This is a genomic window from Bradyrhizobium sp. ISRA442, from assembly GCF_038085055.1.
GTDB lineage: Bacteria > Pseudomonadota > Alphaproteobacteria > Rhizobiales > Xanthobacteraceae > Bradyrhizobium.
Genome location: NZ_JALGCN010000002.1, coordinates 578,372 through 599,187, shown reverse-complemented (window position 1 = coordinate 599,187; position 20,816 = coordinate 578,372). Strand labels below are relative to the sequence as shown.

Here is a 20,816-nt window from a genome sequence, read left to right as displayed (position 1 = left end):
CCGTTCACGACGTCGGGGCTGCGAGGACGAGTGCAATATTGCGTTTACACTCTCACCCCACTGGCAGGGTAAATTGAAGGGCTGTACCCGGGCCGGCCGAACGAGAGGTCCATATTCGTCCCCCATGAGCTTCGACGATCGATCGGCAGATCGATAGTCCCATGCCCATGCCACCGGGCTTGGTGGTGTAGAATGCGTCGAACAGGCGGTGAAAACCCTCCGGCTTCAGTCCCGGGCCCGAATCCCGCACGGCGACGAGCACCCCGCCCGATGCATCTTTTCCGGTGCTGATTAGCAACTCTCGCGCCCCTTCACTGACCGCGCTCATCGCTTCGACGGCGTTGATGATCAAGTTGAGGATCACTTGTTGCAGTTGGACTCGATCTCCTTGAATGAGCGGCAAGCCCTCCGCGAGTTGTGTCTGCACCGAGACGCCGTTCTTTAAAATTTCGCCGCGGGTCAGGGCAATGACCTCAAGGATTGCTCCGTTGATCTCCAAGATATCCTTCCGTGGGGGCGCCTTCTTGATTAGGGCACGGATCCGGCCTATGACGTCGGTGGCTCGGTTGCCTGCCTTGACGGTGTTGCCGAGCGCCTCCCGGGCCCGCTCCAGATTTGGCGGCTGCGCATTTAGCCAGCGCAAGGCAGCTCCGGCATTGGTAACTGTCGCCGCGATTGGCTGCATGACTTCATGGGCAATCGAGGCCGACAGCTCTCCCATCGTTGCGACGCGATTGACGTGCGCGAGCTGCGTCTGCGCTTCCCGCAACGCTTCCGACGCTAACATCAGCTGGTTGGTCCGTTCTACGACACGTTGTTCGAGTTCCTCATTGAGCCCCTTGATTTCGGCCTTGGCTCGCTTGAGCGCGGCGGTTTCGACAATGTCCCAATTCCCGTGTCGCCTTGCGAGGACAAACTGGTGTGTACGCACCACATCCAGGATTTCATGAGCTCCGCACGTCGCAAGCGGGTACGTGCACAGCAGGGCGAGGCTCTGATTGCCGATGACCTCGTTGAGACCATCTTCATAGTCGCAAAAGTGTCTCCAGAAGTCCTTCTTTGATAGCCAGGTGGTATCCGCGGTCGCTCTCATTCCGGCGTACCCTCTGGCCGATACGCGAGCGAACTTCTCATACAAAGCGTTTGTTACCCTCTTGCCATCAAACGTCCCGCCCTGGAGAAACCAATCGCTTGCCGACCCAATTTCCATCCTGGAGTCCGCCAGGTGTCGATCAAGGTCAGGCACCGCGGCTTTCAATGCAGCTGTGGCTTCTTCGATCGTAAAAGGCGCGGCAACAACCCACAGGCAATACTCCTCCCTCCCCAAACCCGACTTGAAGAATTCGATCAACGTGTCGAGGAGATCCTCTCTCGTCTCATAGAAGAGGCAAAAGTGGGCACCCCAGGCCACCATGTCGCCAACGACTTCGACTCCGGTCTTCCGCATCTCCGTTGTCATTGGGTCACCTCCAATTTCCAACGTTCCGGTCGCGCAAACAAAAGTTCTACTGCGGCCGCAGCAGTAGCGATTGGCGTTTTGATCATGATGGTGCTCTAGGTCAGTATCGAATTCCGACCCAACGGTCGGGAAGGTTAAGCCGACTTCTTATGCTCGGCCATGAATTTCCTTCCCGGGATCGAAAGCGCCATGAACTTTTTGTTGTTGAGGCATGTCAGTGATGCTTACAGTTGATCGAAGGTCTGACGCGCATCGGCTTTACCAAGGGGCGCATTCGTCGGCTAAAGTCGTGGGTTGCTCATCGCTGTATCCACCAATAATCGATTAGGCGACGACATTCGCGTGTGGGCCCTTCGCGACATATTGCGCTGCCGCACTTGACCGCTGTGGGGGCCACCTCGGCGCAGTCTTGAACGGCGAGGTGGCAAACCACGGCAATGGCAGACTGATAAGGTTTGGCTGCAAACCTTATCAGTCTCACGAAAAGCTTATCAGTCACAAAGTAGGCGCTAAGTTCCGTGAGCCTCAAGGTCTGCCCCTTGGTGTGAAGCAGACGAAGGGGAGGGAGTGCCGATGGTCGATTTCTGACCCTGGCTGTGTGGAAAGCCGCGAGTCGGCTACGATTCCTCCGTTTTAAGAGGCCAGCTTCCCGACTGAACTCCCTAGCGCCAAACGGATGGAATGGAAACGATAACGAGCCGTCATTTTTGCTGGTTTGCGTCCCGACGTAGCTTATCGCTGCGCTTTAACGGCGCGCATACAATCCGCCTTTTCTGACTCTGCTCTAGCTTGCGCGTGATCGATCAGCGCTTGGAACAGGCGGCATCCCAGCACAAAGTTTTCCCGCAAAACTGGCGAGACTCGAATAAGGCGCCGCCATCGCCTCATCTACCGTTCACGACGGCGTAGCCGAGGAATTATCGAACGTATTCCAGAAGGGAATTGGCAGTTTGCCGCGGCTCGTCACAGCATGGACGGGAGTTTCCGGAGTCAATGACCCGATTCGAGTCTGCGAAATACGATTGTCGCAGATTTCTATGATTGGGTCTTTGCAGAACAAAAAGGAGCACGGCGAATGCCGACCTACAGGAAAAACCCCGAAGCGGTCTCGAAGTTGACTCCCGAGCAGTACCGCGTCACGCAGACTGACGGGACCGAGCGTCCCTTCGCCAATGAATATTGGGACAACAAGGAGCCTGGTCTCTACGTCGACGTAGTTTCCGGCGAGCCGCTCTTTGCGTCCTTCGACAAGTTCGACAGCGGAACGGGATGGCCAAGTTTCACGCGGCCCCTAGAGGCCGCAAATGTCACCGAGAACGTTGACAGCTCGCACGGCATGACGCGGACCGAGGTTCGCTCCAAGCACGGCGACAGCCATCTTGGCCACATCTTCCCAGATGGGCCGCGCGACAAGGGCGGGTTGAGGTACTGTATAAATTCGGCCTCGTTGAGGTTTATCCACCGCGACCAACTAGAAAGAGAGGGATACGGCAAGTACTCAGCGCTGTTCTCAAAGCAGGAGGCCTGACGATGGCAGCGACTACAGAGCGAGCGGTCCTGGCAGGAGGTTGCTTCTGGGGAATGCAGCAGCTGCTCAGGCGCCTGCCCGGTGTCGTCTCGACGCGGGTCGGCTACTCGGGCGGCGACGTCAAGAACGCTACCTATCGCGACCACGGAACGCACGCCGAAGCGCTCGAGATCGTATTCGACCCGAGTCAGACGAGCTTCCGAGAGTTGCTCGAGTTCTTCTTCCAGATCCACGACCCGACGACGCTCAACCGGCAGGGAAACGACCGAGGCACAAGCTACAGGTCGGCGATTTTCTACACTACCGAGGAGCAGCGCCGCGTGGCCGAGGATACCATCGCCGACGTCGAGGCGTCAGGGCTGTGGCCGGGCAAGGTTGTGACCGAGATTTCATCCGCCGGCGATTTCTGGGAGGCCGAGCCCGAGCACCAGGATTGCCTGGAACGGCATCCGAACGGCTACACCTGCCATTTCGTCCGGCTCCAGTGGAAGTTGCCGGTCAGAACTCGGGCCTAAGGAGATTAGCTATATGACCCGTCCGCGATCGTCGAAGCTCTTCCTTATACCTCTCGTGCTGCCTCTGTCCGGGACTCTCGGAATAGAAGCACGCGCTTCTGAGCTTGTAGGTCATGTCTACGTGCAGACCAATGAAACCCAGAACTGAGCTGGCTCCGGTTGTCTTAACAGCAATTCCGCGTCATTTCTGCAGAGATTTCTGAGCCGCCTTCAGTCGCTGAATCAACAATGAATGCCATCGCGACTTGCAGGAGTGGAGTTACGAAACCCGCGCAATCAGCCCCGGGAATTGTGCGTACCTGGCGCACGAGAACGGCAAGAATCGCGCGGGGCACTGCGAGCATTCAGGCCCCGTGTGAATAACTCAAATTGGCGATGTAGGTTGCCTTGGTAGGGCCAAGCCGGCCCTTCTGAATGCTTGCGACTGTCAGAGGCGGCATACGGGGCGGTGTCATTTGCCACCCGCGATCTTTTCCAGCCGCGATTAAGCGGTCGCACCGGCCGATTCGGATATGTCTGGTAGAGGACGGCCCCAACGAGCGCCTGGGAAGGAGTATCCGTGGAGGGTAGCCGGAAGGGCCCTTGGCGGCGCGCACGATCCTGATGGCGCGTCTCTCTTTTTTTAGAGGTAACTTTCGATATTGATCTTGTTTGCACATGTGACCGTCCTCCACTTGCCCTCCGGATCGTCCGCGTTGATGCCATTCTACGTGCACGGAAATAGCATACGCACGGTCGTTCCCTTGTTTTCCGCGCTCTGGATATTAATCGTTCCATTGCAGCGTTCGACGAGGCGTTTGACTTGCGTGAGACCCAACCCTGTACCTGTGCCGATTTCCTTCGTCGTGAAGTAGGGCTCCAAGGCTCGTTCGAGCACGTCCGGGCTCATGCCGGTCCCATCGTCGGAAACCGATATCTCGACCCAGGGAGCGTCTATCTGCACGCAGACGTTCCGCGCGCTAATACTGATCGTCCCACCTTCGGGCATCGCGTCGCTTGCATTCTTGCAGAGATTGAGGAGTGCAAGATGGAGCTCCTCCGGATCAGCTTGGAACTGCTCGAGACCCGGGTCGATGTGCGTGTCGACAACAACGTCAGCGCGCAGCGTCTGGTCGACCAGATCACCGATGTCCACGATATGGTCATGGGAGACGGGCCGAGCTGTGCTGCAATACGGACGATCGCTGTCCAGCAGTTTGCGGCTGAGCGACGCGCCGCGCTGGATTGCGCGGCGGAGCCTTTCAACGATCGCAGCGCGATCTTGCGCGTCAGTCCTTACATCAAGCAGCCGCAGGCCTCCATCGATAACTGCCAAGAGATTTGCGATGTCATGGACGAAGATCTTCGTGGTGTCTCGATGGATGTCCGCGGGCCCGCAGACCGGAATATCGTTGGAAATGATTTTGCACAGGACGCCGGTGGTCTCTCCATCTGCTCCTTCCAAAGGGATCTCCGCCCGACCATTACGGACATTTGTAGATGTCGCCTCTGCCACGGCGGAGAGATCTATAGCGATCGCTCCGTCTCCAATAGGAACAGGGGCCGCATCTGGTAGCGAAAGAATAGCCCCCAATGCTGACTTCAACGTTTCTCGCAAGCTCACGACCGACATTCGCGCCTCCCTCAAGTTCTCGTCACAGCGCCGACATGCGACACCCGACGAGAACGACTTTGGACCGATTTGGAGACCTCGGTCGCCATAAGTTCTATATCCCTACGTTATCGCGGTCCCTCGCGAGGCGGGGATCCGACTTCGACACTAGAATGGATCCTTACAGTCACATCGACCTTAAAGGAACGGCCGCGCCCGATTAGACGCCGGACGAGCGCGGTATCCTCGAAACACAATAGCGATAGGTCAAGGCGCACGCGAGCGCGGCGACAATGGCGGTGAAGATGCTCGCCTCGGTGAAATCAGATGCGTATGAGGTAAGCCCGGTGATCTTCAACGTTGATCTCAGTTGCTTGTGATGGTCATCAACAGGCCAGCGAGCTCTTCGGAATGACTCTCTTGGGCATCCATGGCTGTCGGAGATGACCTAGGAACGCTATCCTCTAACCGGACGTCCTGTGGCGGCGCCCACCGGGATATTGAGATGCGGGGTGATGGAAAATTGCGTTCCGTCCGCGTTTCAGGCGCGGCACTACATCCATTCCCATTGGGAATTGACTCTATGCCTACCAATGTCTCCCAACAAAATGATAGAGGGGACGACCGCGTCGGATCGACCGGAAGCCGAAGCTTGGGGACCATGAGCGGTGAACGAGACCGAAGGGCAACCGCTTGCTCTGAAGACGAAATAGCTATGTTGGGCGACGCTATCGTCCATGTCGTCGACGACGACGAGCTCATGAGGCATTCGATCGACGATCTTCTGCGATCAGTCGGTTACACCGTGAAGCTCTACGGTCGTGCGGAGGATTTTCTTGCTGCCGATCTAGCTGATGTGCCTGGCTGCGTGATCATCGACGTCAGGATGCCGGGGCCCAGCGGGCTCGAACTGCAGGCGTCGCTCGCCCGGCGTAATAACCGTTTGCCAATTATCCTGATGAGCGGCTATGGCGATATCCGCATGTCAGTTCAGGCGATGAAGGCAGGCGCTGTTGACTTCATCGAAAAGCCTTTTCGGGACCAGGAGATGTTGGAGGCAGTTGCCAACGCGATCCGAACGTGGAAGCCGCCATCGCCGGCGCCGGACCGGCTGTCGGAATTGCGCAAACGATACGAAAGCCTGACCGCACGTGAACGCGAGGTCATGGCGCTAGTGTGTGCAGGCCAAATGAACAAGCAAATCGCGGGCGCATTAGAGATCCAGGAGACCACCGTGAAATTTCATCGGAGCGCGGTCATGACGAAGATGATGGCCAGCAGCCTCGCGGAATTGACCCGGATGGCGGCACTTCTGGAAGGCGATGAGTAGGTGCTCATCGAAGCCTGTCCAAAAGGACAGGTCTAGCCTCAGCCGTGGGAGAGTAGGCGAGCGCGTCGAATAGGCGCAGTTTCGCTTCATGAACAAGAAAGCTCTCATCTGCGTCGTCGATGACGATGCCCTCCTCCGGGAGTCGTTGAATTACCTGCTGCGTGCTGCTGGCCACGAAGTAGCCTGCTTCGGGAGCGCGGAGTCCTTCCTCGATTCCGAGGAGAGCGAGCGCTGTGACTGCGTGGTCGCGGACATCGATATGCCGGGGCTGTCCGGTATCGATCTCGTCGAGCGCGTCGTCGAGATGTCGAATCCACCTAAGGTCATTCTCATTACCGGGCGCCCTGAAGAGTCGTGGCGCGAACGCGCGATGTACTCCGGAGCGGTCGGGTTTTTCAGGAAGCCAATCGAGGCGCAATCGCTGCTCGACATCGTTCAACGGAGTGTTGCCGCATAACGGACGTCCAGCCGGATCTCGTTGGCGAACGAAGTCCCCTGACGAGAGCCCGCTTGACGGGCTAGCTGACGAAATAGGAAGGAGCCACCATGGAATTCCACCAAATTCGGTATTTCGTAGCCCTTGCCAAGTGCATGAATTTTACTCGGGCGGCCGAACAGTGCAACGTCTCCCAACCCGCGCTGACTAAGTCAATTCAGAAGCTGGAGTACGAACTTGGTGGCGCACTGGTTTTCCGTGAAAGGCACCTCAGCCAGTTAACAGACCTTGGAAAGCTAATGCTGCCCACACTGGAGCGGACGCTGCTCGCCGTCGAGGAGGCTCGCACCAATGCTAAGAAATTCAAGCGGAAGAACGTCGCCACACTCCGGGTGGCCCTGACACCGATGATCTCGGCGTCGATCCTGGCGAAACCGATCGCCGCGCTCACGACCCAGCTACCGGGCCTCCAAGTCGATCTGGTCGACGCTGAATCCTCTAACGTCTTCGAAGGCTTACTGAGCGGCGATGTCAGCGCCGCCCTGGGTAGCAGCTGCATTGGGCCAACGCCCGAACGCATCGAGCGTTTCAGCTTGTTCCGCGAAAGAGTCTTTGTCGCATGCGCCGAGGGGAGCCGGATGGCAGAGGAGTCCACCGTTAGCCTGAAGGATCTGCGATCCGCGAAATGGCTCGAAGCGATTGACTGCGAGATCTACCGCGCGTTCCGCGAGCACCTGTGCGAGGGGCAGGTCGCACAGCCCGGGCACCGCGCGCAAGGGCTGCAGCACCTGCAGCACCTAGTTAGCGCAAATCTTGGCGTTATGCTAACCCCAGAGCACGCGCCAGCACTGCCGGATGCTGTCGTCCGCCCTATCGTGGACCTCGACTTCAAACACACTGTTGAGCTCTTTGTTGTCGGTGGACGCCAATACTCGCCCGCGCTCGAGGCTTTTATAAAGATTTGCAGGCGATTCGATTGGCAGACGCTGCTAACAAAGGCGCAGGCGCGGATAGCGCCAAATACAGATCCGTTCACCACCATGCCCCGACGTCAACGTGACGCGGAAGTCGTCCGCATCACAGCTTAGGGTGGAGCGACGCACGGCCTCTAGCGCTACTAGCCTCGTCGCTATCGTTTCGATACGACTGCCCGTCATGCGGCCATTTCCCGACTTCCGTCCAATGGCAGAGTACGAACGCCCGCTCACATGTTCGGGTTGCGGCGTAGACGCGCCACGAGGCCCCTCAATTGTCCCAGCGAGTAGCTCGGGGAGGCCCGGCTTTCAAAAGTCGTAGAAAGCCGTTGCTTGCGTGGCTTGTCATGGCGACGGCCGTGGATGGTGCGGAAATGGCCTCAAAATGTGACGGAAACAGTGGGTTCGCAAACTACTAGATCGACCCAGATGATATCAGGTGGAAGCTCGGATGAGTTCCCGCCGATCATCGACTCTGTTGCGATGAAGTTTTAGCACGGGAACGCCGACTTCTTGCAACTGGATCGGTCTAGAGAATATCGCAGGAGGTCCGGGTGTGTCAGCCAACAACCGGCCGGGTTTGCGAAACATCCTGTCATCGATTCCATAACCAAAGGGAAGTTGCAGTCCCTGGATGTCGATGGGAAATCGTTCCGGCTTACCTTGACGGATGTGTTGGCAAACTCATGGGATCCGAAGACTGGGTGCACGCGCGGTGAACACTGGTCGTCGTTTGAGTGATTGATGGTCCGGGTTTAGGCGCACCAGCTGGGCCCTTCGGCGGTGCGGGCTGCCAGTCAACGGATGTGCGGAGTAACGATTTGACCAAGCGACACATAGAGACACTGCTCCATCAGCAGAGCGCCCGCGCATGCCCGCCAATCCCTTCATTGATCTCAGGCGTTTCCTGACCGGAAACACCAACGACTATATGCATCGGGGGGCTAGCGCTACGTGATCCTGGCGCTGTTCTGGGTGCTCACGATTGCCGCCATCGGGATGGCCGAGCGAAATTGGCAGAAGGATCCGACGCAACGCACCGGCCGTCATCTGGGTGTCTGGGTCGTCAGGGTCTCATCGGCAGCCTGTGGTTACGGGGCATGTTATGGAAGCTACCGCTGCCGGCGTCCGATGGACTGCAATACTGGATCGAGCAGGAGTCAACCAATGTGGCATTCGAGTTTCATCGTGCGTTCCTGAAGGATGTCGTGCGGCCTCATATGACGATCTTTGGGCCTCTTGTTTTTCTGGCCGAGCTGGTGTTTGCGGGATCGATGATCCTCGGACTTGCGGTGCGCTTTGCCGGCGTCCTGGCCCTACAGGGTGCAGCTCTGGCTTGGCCTCTACGGCAAGGCCTCCGAATGGCCGTGGACCTATAATGAGTTAATCTCTTGAATGAACGAGATCGACAGTGGGAAACAACGGAATAGATGTCCTATGGAGAGACGGCGAACGCATATTCTGTCGAGAATGGCGAACAAACAGTAATGGCGAGCAAACGACGGTTTTCACCGTCAGCAACTTGGCTGCGATCCCATCCGCTGACAGCCTGGCCCGTCTCTCTCATGAATATGAATTAAAGGATCGGCTTCACGGCGCATGGGCGCTTTGCCCTCTCTCGCTCGTCAATCGAAGTGGGCGCGTTGCATTGCTCCTCGAGGACAATGGCGAGGAACCTCTCGAGGCTCTGCTCGGGACACCATTTGAGCTTGGCCGCTTCTTGAGGCTCGCCGTCAAGTTGACTGAGGCGCTCGCTTGTGTTCATCAACAGGGGCTCGTCCATAGAGACCTGAAGCCCGTGCATATTTTCATTGCGCTCGGCGAGGAGCATGTCCGGTTGACCGGATTCGGAATCGCGACACAGCTACAGCGCATGCGGCGTATGTCCGGACTGCCCGAATATGTCGCGGGCACTCTTGCCTACATGGCGCCGGAACAAACTGGCCGCATGAATCGCTCCGTAGATGCCCGTAGCGACTTGTACTCGCTCGGTGTGATCCTCTATCGCATGCTAACGGGCACGCTCCCATTTACCGCGTCAGAACCTGGCGAGTGGATTCATTGCCATATAGCGCGAACGCCAGTACGGCCAGAACAGGGACTAGCTGACATTCCGGCCCAAGTTTCGAATGTCATCATGAAGCTGCTCGCGAAACCCGCGGAGCATCGATACCAGACGGCAGTCGGTCTCGAACATGACCTGCGGCGCTGTCTTGTGGAACTTGAAACGAACTACCAGGTTGTTCCGTTTCCGCTAGCAGAGCTAGATTTATCAGACCGTCTGCTCATCCCTGAGAAGTTATATGGCAGAGAGAAGCAGATCGGAACGCTTACGACGGCTTTTGATCGCGTCGTCCGGAGCGGCACTCCCGAGCTGGTACTGGTATCCGGGGGCTCCGGTATCGGCAAGTCTGCGATTGTTGGAGAACTGCGTAAGGTCCTGATGCCAACGCACGCGCTATTTGCATCAGGAAAGTTCGACGAGCGGAGGGGAGACATTCCGTACTCGACATTGGCACAGGCCTTCCAGGGGCTTGTTCGCCAATTGCTCGGGAAAACCGAGAACGAGTTACGAGGATGGCGCAACGCTTTTCTGGAATCAATCGGACCAAACGGCAGGCTCATTACCGATCTCGTGCCTGAACTCAAGCACATTATCGGTGAGCAACCGGTGGTACCAGAACTTCCTCCTCAACAGGAAAAAGGTCGCTTTCAGCTGGTATTTCGTCGGTTCGTCGCGGTTTTTGCAAGACCGGAACATCCGCTAGTGCTTTTTCTCGACGATCTGCAATGGCTCGATGCTGCAACGCTGGACGTCATTGAGGATATGACAATGCGGCTAGACCCGCGTCATATGCTCTTAATCGGTGCCTTCCGCGAAAATGAGGTCGATGCGCTTCATCCGCTTTCACGGACACTGAAATTAATGAGAGATGCAGGAACCGCAGTCACTGAGATTCGTGTCGATGCCCTTGAGCGCGATCATCTAGCGCAGTTGATAGCGGATGCGCTGCACTGCGGTCTCGAACGCGCCGCATCGCTTGCGCGGCTAGTGCATACGAAGACTAATGGTAATCCATTTTTCGTGGGTCAGTTCTTGAATGCTCTGGTCGAACGCAACGCGATTGTTCCCGATCGCGCTTCGGGATGTTGGCACTGGGATGCCGAAAACATTCAGGCGTCGCGGCACACCGAGAACGTCATTGAACTGCTGGTCGAAAAGATCAAGCGTCTTCCGGACGCGTGCAAGGAGGCCCTACAGGAGCTTGCATGTCTGGGCAACAGGGGAGATGTTCTGGTCATCTCCAGAATTCGACAGTCAACTGAAAAAGATGTGGATGCGGATCTATGGGAAGCATGTCAGTTGGAACTTATAGAACGCCTGCCGGATGAGTACCAGTTTGTCCACGATCGGATACAGGAGGCCGCGTACTCGCTCATACCCGAGCAAACACGCGCACAAAAGCACCTGCAAATAGGAAGACTTCTCGTTGCACATACTCCCGCGGCGCATCTCGAGAAAGCGATCTTCGACATAGTCGGGCAACTCAATCGGGCCGTCAGTCATATCGTGACGGGCGAGGAACGCGAGCGACTGGCAAACCTTAATCTGATCGCCGCCCGGCGTGCCAAAGCATCGTCAGCTCACAGTTCTGCACTTAAATACCTCATCGCGGGGGCCGCTCTATTAGAGGAGAATAGTCAGCTTCGTCTACGCGATTTGACATACGAACTCGAATTCGAGCGTGCAGAATGCGAATTTCTGACGGGTGAATTACTGGCCGCGGACGCGCGCCTCGCGAGGCTGTACACCCTTGCCGTCGGTACAAAGGAGCGCGCCGCCGTCACCTGCATGAGGATGGATATTTGCACCGCAAATGGCCAGAGTGATTGTGCGATCGCTATCGCACTGGACTTCCTGGCGCACGAAGGCATTCACTGGTCTGCCCATCCAGCGGACGAGGAGGTGCGCCGGGAATACGACCAGATCCTGCATATTCTGAACAGCCGGCCGATTGACGAGATCCTCAGGGCCCCATCCATGGAGGATCCAACATCGTTGGCTGTCATGGAAGTATTAATAAAGGCGCAGACGCCTGCCATGTTCACGGACCTGAACCTCGCGTCGCTAGCAGTCTGCAGGGCAGTAAGCATCAGTCTCGCGCATGGCAATAGTGATACGTCGTGTTTTGCCTATGTAATGTTCGCGCGCGTTGCCGGCCCACGTTACGGCCAGTACGACGCGGGTTTCCGGCTTGGTCAAGTAGGATTCGACCTCATCGAACGGCAGGAAAACAGGCGATTCCGTGCGTCGACGATTTTGGTGTTTGTGTTCACCGGCCTCCGCTGGATCAAGCACGTTCGGTCGAGTAATGCGTTGATCCACCGCGGTTTCACGGATGCAAACAATATTGGAGACCTGCTGTATGCCTCGTACGCTCGGAACAACCTGAATTCGCATCTTCTCTTTGCGGGCGACCCATTGGACCATGCCGAGCGCGAAGCCGAGTGGGGACTCCATTTCGTACGAAACGCACGCTTTGGGCTTGTCGAACACATCATCGCGACTCAACTTGCATTGATCAAGGCGTTACGTACGTCAGGTAAACAACCTGCTTGCCTCGGCTATGAGGACATGGACGAGCACCAGGTCGAGCAATACCTGTCGAACAGCCCTGGCTTGGCTATCGCTCAGTGCTGGTACTGGATTCGCAAATTGCAGCTGCGTTATCTGATCGGGGATTATCCGGCCGCGGTCGATGCGCTATCCAAAGCACGCACGCTGCTCTGGACATCCTCGCTTTTTCTCGAGGAAGCGGACTTTCATTTTTATGCGGCGCTTGCGCTCTGCGCATCGCTGACCGGTAAGCCGATCGAAGAACGTCAGCGGCTGTGCGAAACGATCGCTGCTCATCATCGACAGCTCGAGACCTGGGCGCGGAATGGCCCGGAAAACTTCGAGGATCGGGTCGCGCTCGTCGGCGCCGAAATAGCGCGCCTCGAGGGACGAGACCTCGACGCGGAACGCCTTTTTGAAAAGGCAATTCGCGCCGCGCAGTTGAACGGCTTTCCGCACAACGAGGGCCTTGCCAGCGAACTCGCTGCGCGCTTTTACACTGACCGCGGCGTGGAGATTGTCTCACACGCCTATTTGCGCAACGCCCGCGGCTGCTACCTTCGCTGGGGTGCCAACATCAAGGTCCGGCAACTCGAGGAGTCGCATCCGCATCTAATTGCACACGAAACCATCACCTCACCCGACACTACTTTCGGCGCGACTGTCGAAAGTCTGGATCTCGGCACTGTGCTTAAGATGTCAAAAGCGCTATCAGCCGAAATGGACTTCGAGAAGTTGATCGACACGATCATGCGAATGGCCATGGAGCATACCGGTGCTGCACGTGGTCTGCTGATGCTTTGGCGAAAGACAGGTTTAAATGTCCAGGCCGAAGCCGTCACCTCGAGCGACTCGGTCACGGTCAGGCTCTGTGATGAGCCCATAAACGATACGACCTTGCCCGAATCGGTTCTCAATTACGTTGCGCGCACAAGGCGCAATGTTTTACTCGACGATGCTGTGTCGGACGTTTCGTTTTCCGCCGACCCTTATGTTAACGCGCACCAAGCACGCTCGGTGTTGTGCCTTCCGCTGGTCAACCAAGCCAATCTGATCGGAGCCATATACCTCGAAAATCACCTGGGCCCGGGAGTCTTCGCATTTAGCCGGATTCCCATGCTCAAGCTGCTTGCATCGCAGGCGGCGATCACGCTAGAGAACGCCCGGCTGTACCGCGATTTGTTCGAACGCGAAAGCAGGATCCGGCGTCTCGTGGACGCCAATATCATCGGAATTTTCATTTACGGAAGTCAAGGCACCATCACTGAAGCCAATGACGCATTTCTTCAGATCGTCGGATACGACCGCGATGACTTTCAGTTCGGCGAAGTGCGGTGGACAGACCTGACTCCTCTGGATTGGGCCGAACGTGACGAGCAGATTTGGGATTCCAAGCTGAAACGCGACGGAACGTTACCTCCATTCGAGAAGGAGCTTTTTCGCAAAGACGGCCGCCGTGTCCCGGTATTGCTGGGCATCGCCAACTTCGAAGGGAGTATGGACGAAGGTGTTGCCTTCGTGCTGGACCTGACTGAGCAAAAGCGCGCTGAAGCTGAAGCCAGCGAAAGCGAGTCGCGATACCGGGAAGTGCAATCGGCGCTCGCCCATGCAAACCGGCTGACGACAATGGGGCAACTGCTGGCGATGATCAGTCACGAGGTGAAGCAGCCTCTCGCCGCGACTATCACACTTGCGGACGCGGGGCAGCGCTTTTTGGATGGCGCCGATCCGAAAGTCGACGAGGCACGACAGGTATTCTCGCGTATCCGACAGGGCGGAATTCGGGCGAACGATGTCCTTGATCGCATTCGTAGTCTGGTCAAAAAAGCGCCGCAGCAAAAGGAGGCACTTGATTTTAATGCGGCAATTCACGATGTCGTCGCCCTTTCACGGGCGGAAGCGAGTCGCAAGGGCGTTACTATGCAGACGCAACTCTGCGAGGTGCTACCCCTCGTTGAAGGAGATCGGGTTCAACTGCAACAGGTCGTACTAAACCTCGTGTTCAATGCAATCGAGGCGATGGGCGAAAATTATGACGGTCCGAGGGATTTGGTCATTAGTACCAGTCGGAGCGACGATGAAAGTGTTACAGTTGCTGTGAGCGATACGGGCCCCGGTGTCACTCAAGCGGACATTGAGCGGATCTTTGAGCCCTTCTACACGACAAAAACATCGGGCATGGGGATGGGTCTGTCAATTTGCCGCTCTATCGTGGAGGCGCACGGGGGAATGTTGCGCGCATTCACTAATGCGCGACGAGGCGTAACTTTTGAAGCTTCCATACCCTCGAAGAAGGTCGTGTCCCCGCTGATTGTGTAGCTCGGTAGAGCAAAGCCGTCCGCACGAGCGCCCTCCTGCGCATTCCCAAGCTGCCATGGCGCCGTAGCGGGCGGGCGGCTAGTGCATGGATAGGTCGCGGCAGAATCTGAGCGTGATGGACAGAACTCTGATTGAAGATGCGCGAGGTGGCCACAGCAGCCGCAGCAGGCGAAACCGCCGCGATGCGATCGCATCTGATGAGATCGATGATAAATGGTTATCGGACAGATAATCACAAGGCATTTCCCTTTATCCGGCGGCGGCGGCACCCTCAAACTTGTTCGCGGTGTGCGCGCCACTGCCTACGCCGCCACTCCGACACTCGAAGAAGGTCCACAATCAGGAGGCCATAAATGCCAGTAAAGCAGCCGGTTCTCACGCCGCCCGGGGGCGGCAAGACGGTGAAGTCCAGTGCGAATTCGAGCATCGAGCTGAAAGTGGAGAGCAGCCAGTCCGGAGGCGAATATGGCACTGTGCTGTGGACGCTGCGGGCCGGTGAGGAGCCGCCGCTGCACACCCACACGCGCGAGGACGAGCTGCTCTACGTGGTGCAGGGGAAGCTAATCGCGCGGGTCGGCGATGCCCGCGTCGAGGTGGGGCCGGGCGCCTACGCGGCTCTTCCCCGCGATGTGCCGCATACGGTCGAGGTGGTCGGCGATCAGGCGATCCTGCTGGTCAGCTTCGTGCCGGGTGGGCTGGAGCGCTTCTTGGTCCCCCGGGACGGCGAGAAGCCGGATCCGGCCGCTTTCGGCCTGGCGTTCCCCTAGGGGCGTGGACCGGGACGCGCGGCGTTCGCGATCGAGCGCCTGCGCGGGCCCGGACGCCGGCCGCTCCCGACCGCGCCAAATGATTGATTGCACGCGTTGGCCGATCGGCGGGATCGCACCGCCGTACAGCGGCGTGTCGCGTGATCTGTGGCTAATTTCACGTGGCAGCACCGGCATGAACTGGAGGTGGAGGTCCAGACGATGCTGTCCTGGGAGCCCGAGCGCATTATCTTCGCGCACGCCCGTTGGCACGACGCAAACGGCGCCGCTGACCCGCGCAACGCATTTAGGTGGCTTTTGAAGGAGTCACACTGAAACGCATGCGCCACGTGCTCTCGTCGGATGCTGGGCGCATTCCACGATTTCACGCTATGCGAACGACGACGGGCCGACGCACGGCGGGACTCACGGATTGGTCTTGAGGCTCTTCGCAAAATGTTCAACGAACGCGCGCGCCGCGAGTTTCGCTCCGCGTCCGGCCGGGAATATGGCGTTTACGTCGGCGGCGCCCATGTTCCAATCCTTGAGGATCTGCACTAACGCACCCGACTTGAGTTCGGCGCGACAGCCCCAGAGACTGCAGGCCACGATCCCGATTCCGGCGACGCCGCCAGCCACGGCCGCTTCGTTGATGTTCCCCGACAGAGGAGCTTCCACCTTTATGGAAACGGTTCTTCCGTTCTTCTCGAAGCAACAGATGCCATTCGAGCCCGGGACACCAATCAACACGGGATGTCCGGACAGATCGTTCGGCGTTTTCGGGTAGCCAGCCCGTTTCAGGTAGGCCGGCGAGGCGGCGATGAGTAGAGGATTTGATCCTACCCGTCTTAGAGTCGCGGAGGAATCCTCCAACTTTCCGGACCGGATCGCGACGTCGATCGCGCTCCTGATAAGGTCTTGGCGACCGTCGTCCATCGCCAAATCGATCCGCAGCGCAGGGTGCTTCGAAATGAAGGCGGGAAGTCGCGGTATGACCTCCCGGATCGCCATGCTAGGCGACAACCCTATCCGGAGCACGCCGCGAAGTACGCCCTTGCCGTGAATGGCTTGGCTCGCTTCTTCCAGAATGGCAAGCGCGGGCTCGACCTTCGCGAGGTAGTCCGCCCCGGCTTCGGTGAGCACAACGGCCCTTGTCGATCTCGCGAAGAGGGCCGCGCCTACCTCGCGTTCGAGCGACGCGATGTGTCGGGACGCCGAAGGTTGCGAAAGTCCGAGATCCTTGCCGGCACGCGAGAAGCTACCGGTATGTGCGACACGGACGAAGAGTGTTAGAGCAAGGAGGCGATCAGTCATCTCGTCTTTGCGCAGAGATTGGTCATGTTCGAGCTTAGTCCCGGATCCAACTTATGCGAAAACCGAATGAGTGGCGAGCGTCACACGACGGTGAGCTTCACGCCTCCCGGTGTATAGCCCGACGAGGGCTATCAGGGCTAGGGCGGTCGAAACGTACGGCGTGCGGCGTACGGCGCACGGTGGGCGAAAACGGCTGAAGCCGCCCCAATCCTTCGAGCGGAAAAGACCCCAGCTCTCTCCGGGCGCGGGGTCAAGAGCTGCCGACGCGTCAGTAGCCGCTGGTCATGGCGCGCTATTCCGAACCGGTCGCTGCTTGCTTTGAACCTTTGAGAGCAGCGAAGAATTTGCCGATGAGTGGTAGTCGGAGTTCAAGCCGGCGACTAATGACAACAGCACACCCGATTCCGAAGTTAATAGTCTGGCCCTTACCTTACGGAATGTCGGGCTGTACCATTGCCGCGATCCCGCGTTCTATCTCGGGCGCAAGTGTGGCCTGTGCGGCGTCAACTTGGAGATCTGCCCAGCGCATGTTTTTATAGTTGAAGCCGGCGGGTAGAGTGGGCTTCACCACCATGAAGTAGGGCGATAGATCGAAGTCGCGCGGCGCATATAGAGACGAATGACGGATCTCGGCGATCTCGCACCGCCCGGACTTGTTCTCCATGTGCGTGATGTTGGGCAGGATCGGGTAACGCACGGCGTCGAATGCCTGCGCAATCAGAGACGAACAGATGATCCGACGCGAATCGCCGGAGCCGAGCGCGATGGTTCGTCGACGCCGACGTTGCGTGAATGGACAAGGGAATAGATAGCGCATGAGGTCGATGACGTTTTTGAAATCGTAGCCGAGACCTATCCGTTCGAATGCGTAGCGGCAGACTTGTTCGCGGTCCGCATCGGTCAGGCCGACTGGCCGGCATATGCGGGTTTGGCAATGCAAATACTTCGACAGAGGGGCCGACACGACCCCTTCGTCGATATTGGCTTCAATCAGGACGTGCGGCTCGCCGCCATTTGTGGCGCCCGATATCGGTCCGACGTACAACGCCGAATGCGACCATGTCGACTGAGTGATATATTTGATGCTGCTGGAAATACGACCTTTGCCCTCGACCAGCAGGACGTCACCGGGTTGAAGAGTGTGGCGTAGGGCGGTCGTTGCATCGTCCGAGGTGAGGGGCTCAGACCGATTGGCCGGCTTCTGCAGCCGGGCGATCAAACGTTCGACGTTGTCGAACATCCAGCCCATCACTCTTTCCTTTCTTTTTGGCCGTTCCCGTATGGCAGTTCCGGACGACTGCTCCCTCTTAACCAAGCCTATTCAGGAAAGACGGACCGGACCATTGCACTGAGGTCCATCTGCGCAATGCATTTGTCTGAAACGATCATACCAAAGGATACGATTGACCACCCCCAGTGTTGGGAAAGCCGCACTTGGTCCGGCGGCTGCTATCGACGCTGCTCTTCATCGAGCGCACGTGCGAGATCGCGGGGTGGAGCGAGGTGACCAATGAAGGCACTCGACGCCTCTATCGACTTTGCACTGGGGCTAATTTCGAGTTTTGACTTCCGCGGCGTTTCAGCTACGTGCACGGGTCATGTCGCTTCAGTGGATAACAATTGGCAGGCAGGACCGCCTGGCTCCGTCGAGAATGGCTCAAGAACCAGTGCGCATGACCGCGGAATGTTAAAACCGTTCAAACAGACGTTCGCCTTCCTCAAACCGGAAGCATGTTGATCACTGTACCAATAACAAAGCACAGCGACCCGATTAGATAAAGCCAGTTCGCTAAATTGCCCATGCGACAACCCGTCGATTGGCCGGCTGGGGTTCTGCAGCCTTGTTCATTTCAGAATCTCTCCTCAGGAGAACGCAGGGGAAGTTTATCCTTACGGCGGAGACGTCGGCGTATCGGTCCAGGACGCCGTCGCAAAAGCGCTGAGGCGTGGTGCGGGAAGCTTGATGTGTAATATCGGTAGCGGTCTGCTCCATGATATGAATCATACGTTGGATTGCCCCAACTCGAACTGTCGGCGAGAGCCTCAGTAGGAAGCATCGGGATGACCCTGCAGCGCCCAATAGCGCACGTCCGTTGTCACGGCCGGTACCGCCAACTTGATCGAACTGGTAATAATCGGTGCAGCAGACGATTTAGCGGGGGTCTGCGGCAGTGCGAGAGGAATAGCAATTGGCACGCTTCCCACTTGAATCTTCATGGCGGCCCCCATTCGCGTTGATAATGACTGCCCACCACCGACGAGAATGACCTTCTAGCGCTGGCGAGGGAAATCACGTCCCGCTATAGAGTCGATAAACGATCGTTATTGCCGACGCGATGCGCAGGTGCCATAGCCAGGAACTCAACTGACGCCAACTGCAGAGACTCCATTGCCGCCGTGGACCAATCGATGTTGCGCGTGCCGCTGCATTGACCTAGACCATCTTGATCATGCCGCAGCTGCTACGGTCGACTTGTCGTGCACCATCCTCCCACACTCAGGTCTGGTAGCGGCACGATCCAAGTCCCCGGCCCGTCACTAAATCCAAGCTGACCGGTGAGCGCGTTACGTCGCTTTCCGTCTCATTTTTTTTGGTACGAAAACGTACAGTTGGACAGCTCGGTTGCTCAGAAAGTATTAGAACGTAGAATCTGATGTATGAAGTGCGCAACAGATTACTACGTCTACTCCCACCTGATGAACTCAAGCACGTTCTGTTGCTCTCGGAAGAGGTGCCGCTTGCGAAGCGGCAAGTTCTTCATCGCTACGGCGTTCGCATGCAACACGTCTATTTCATTGAGAGTGGTCTTGTGTCGGTCGGTGCCAAGGTGGGGCCGCAAGAGTTCGTTGAGGTGTGGCTGATCGGGTCAGAAGGGCTTGCGGGAATACATCTCGCGTTGACGGCAAAAACGCAGCCGATGCACCGTCGAATGGTACAGGTGGCCGGCGCGGCTAATCGACTCACGGTGGATCGCTTTCAGGAGGCGATTGCCCGTCTGCCGACTTTCCGCAGCGTGGTGCATGCCTACATCGCTTCCGTGCTCATTCAGTCCGCTCAATCAGGGGCATGTAATACGTCCCATCAACTACAGCAGCGCCTTGCGCGATGGCTCCTGATCGCTCGCAATGCCCTGGGATCTGACGAGATCCCTCTTACGCACCAAGTGCTTGCTCAGCTTCTCGGAGTGCGTCGTGCAGGCGTTACGGACTGCCTTCTTCAACTCAGGGAGGCTGGGCTTATCGAAATGATGCGTGGCTGCCTCGTCGTCCGCGACGCTTTTCGGCTGGCGCAGATCTCCTGCCATTGCTGGAGCTTGATCGAGCGCGAGAACCAGCGACAACTGCTGAATATTGGCGCTCCGAACAGCGAATGGTTGGTGCATGGGAATCGATAGTTATCTGCTATGCCAAGCCAGAAATGGCTGGTTGCCAAGGTTTGTTGCAGTTGGCCCCCCAACTCGTTCAAGCGAATCCGCCACAATTGATCTTGAGGACCCCGTCATTAACTTCGCGTGCGGAGACGAGACGAGTTAGGTATCCTTCAGTTTCTCCAACATTCGTCAGGGCTGGTAGACGAGAGGCGCATTTGTGTCCCTTTTGCAGGACTACGCTGTCCGAAGTGGCAAGGCAGGCGCACGACCCGGCGGTACCCAACCGCACGGGAATTAGGAGCACGGGAATGGAAGAACAAGAAGCGTTGCGTGTGATGCGGGTCCTCATCGACCATGGGGGCGGACCGGATATCGATATCGCTGACGCTATGGCACAGTCGTGGCTCACAGAGGCAGGTCTCAACGATTACGAATCTGAGCGCGGAATTGGGTTTGCCGGCGATCACAGATGGATAGTTCTGAGTGGGTGGGGGAGATTTCGGATCACCCAGGCCGGACTTATCGCTGCTAGAGGATCCATGATTGGTCCGAAGTCAAAACTGAAGTCGATCTAATGTGTCTAATCAGGGCAGCTTGTGGCTGTCTCCCAATCTG

The 20,816-nt window shown here is 57.6% G+C and carries 15 protein-coding genes; 10 read left to right on the top strand and 5 right to left on the bottom strand.

Annotation, left to right across the window (positions count from 1 at the left end):
* Positions 1–52: 52 nt before the first annotated feature.
* Complete coding sequence (locus MTR72_RS40320; RefSeq protein WP_445819555.1) at positions 53–1,459, bottom strand: MEDS domain-containing protein; 1,407 nt, start codon at positions 1,457–1,459, stop codon at positions 53–55.
* Between the two features lie 1,075 nt (positions 1,460–2,534).
* Here MTR72_RS40320 and msrB point away from each other — a divergent pair.
* Both msrB and msrA read left to right on the top strand, forming a co-directional pair.
* A complete protein-coding gene (gene msrB, locus MTR72_RS05860; protein ID WP_341510214.1) occupies positions 2,535–2,987 on the top strand; it encodes a peptide-methionine (R)-S-oxide reductase MsrB in 453 nt (150 codons plus the stop codon).
* Between the two features lie 2 nt (positions 2,988–2,989).
* Positions 2,990–3,502, top strand: a complete 513-nt coding sequence (msrA, locus tag MTR72_RS05855) for a peptide-methionine (S)-S-oxide reductase MsrA (RefSeq protein ID WP_341510213.1) — start codon at positions 2,990–2,992, stop codon at positions 3,500–3,502.
* 706 nt (positions 3,503–4,208) lie between these two features.
* Here msrA and MTR72_RS05850 read toward each other — a convergent pair.
* The gene (locus tag MTR72_RS05850) at positions 4,209–5,114 is read right to left on the bottom strand and encodes a sensor histidine kinase (protein ID WP_341510212.1); all 906 of its coding nucleotides are present in this window, start codon (positions 5,112–5,114) and stop codon (positions 4,209–4,211) included.
* Between the two features lie 694 nt (positions 5,115–5,808).
* On the opposite strand from MTR72_RS05850, the gene MTR72_RS05845 reads away from it, so the two are divergent.
* From MTR72_RS05845 to MTR72_RS05825, 5 genes are all read left to right on the top strand, one after another.
* Positions 5,809–6,423: a response regulator transcription factor gene (locus MTR72_RS05845; protein WP_341510211.1), complete on the top strand. Its 615-nt coding sequence runs from the start codon at positions 5,809–5,811 to the stop codon at positions 6,421–6,423.
* Positions 6,424–6,511: 88 nt separating this feature from the next.
* Positions 6,512–6,880: a response regulator transcription factor gene (locus tag MTR72_RS05840; protein WP_341510210.1), complete on the top strand. Its 369-nt coding sequence runs from the start codon at positions 6,512–6,514 to the stop codon at positions 6,878–6,880.
* An 89-nt stretch (positions 6,881–6,969) separates the two neighbouring features.
* Entirely contained in the window at positions 6,970–7,947 is a 978-nt protein-coding gene (locus MTR72_RS05835) for a LysR family transcriptional regulator (RefSeq protein WP_341510209.1), read from the top strand.
* Positions 7,948–9,244: 1,297 nt separating this feature from the next.
* Complete coding sequence (locus tag MTR72_RS05830; RefSeq protein ID WP_341510208.1) at positions 9,245–14,770, top strand: trifunctional serine/threonine-protein kinase/ATP-binding protein/sensor histidine kinase; 5,526 nt, start codon at positions 9,245–9,247, stop codon at positions 14,768–14,770.
* Between the two features lie 353 nt (positions 14,771–15,123).
* Complete coding sequence (locus MTR72_RS05825) at positions 15,124–15,537, top strand: cupin domain-containing protein (RefSeq protein WP_341510207.1); 414 nt, start codon at positions 15,124–15,126, stop codon at positions 15,535–15,537.
* Positions 15,538–15,942: 405 nt separating this feature from the next.
* On the opposite strand, the gene MTR72_RS05820 is transcribed toward MTR72_RS05825, so the two are convergent.
* On the bottom strand, positions 15,943–16,830 hold the full coding sequence (locus MTR72_RS05820; protein WP_341510206.1) for a LysR family transcriptional regulator: 888 nt from the start codon (positions 16,828–16,830) through the stop codon (positions 15,943–15,945).
* Positions 16,831–17,260: 430 nt separating this feature from the next.
* Complete coding sequence (locus MTR72_RS05815) at positions 17,261–18,079, bottom strand: YiiX/YebB-like N1pC/P60 family cysteine hydrolase (protein WP_341510205.1); 819 nt, start codon at positions 18,077–18,079, stop codon at positions 17,261–17,263.
* Positions 18,080–18,340: 261 nt separating this feature from the next.
* On the opposite strand from MTR72_RS05815, the gene MTR72_RS05810 reads away from it, so the two are divergent.
* A complete protein-coding gene (locus MTR72_RS05810) occupies positions 18,341–18,568 on the top strand; it encodes a hypothetical protein (RefSeq protein ID WP_341510204.1) in 228 nt (75 codons plus the stop codon).
* 305 nt (positions 18,569–18,873) lie between these two features.
* On the opposite strand, the gene MTR72_RS05805 is transcribed toward MTR72_RS05810, so the two are convergent.
* Positions 18,874–19,047 carry a hypothetical protein gene (locus MTR72_RS05805; protein ID WP_341510203.1) on the bottom strand — a complete coding sequence of 58 codons (174 nt, stop codon included), beginning with the start codon at positions 19,045–19,047 and terminating at the stop codon, positions 18,874–18,876.
* A gap of 437 nt (positions 19,048–19,484) precedes the next feature.
* Here MTR72_RS05805 and MTR72_RS05800 point away from each other — a divergent pair, with 437 nt between their 5' ends.
* Complete coding sequence (locus MTR72_RS05800; RefSeq protein WP_341510202.1) at positions 19,485–20,225, top strand: Crp/Fnr family transcriptional regulator; 741 nt, start codon at positions 19,485–19,487, stop codon at positions 20,223–20,225.
* A 284-nt stretch (positions 20,226–20,509) separates the two neighbouring features.
* Entirely contained in the window at positions 20,510–20,776 is a 267-nt protein-coding gene (locus MTR72_RS05795; RefSeq protein WP_235544496.1) for a hypothetical protein, read from the top strand.
* Positions 20,777–20,816 lie beyond the last annotated feature (40 nt).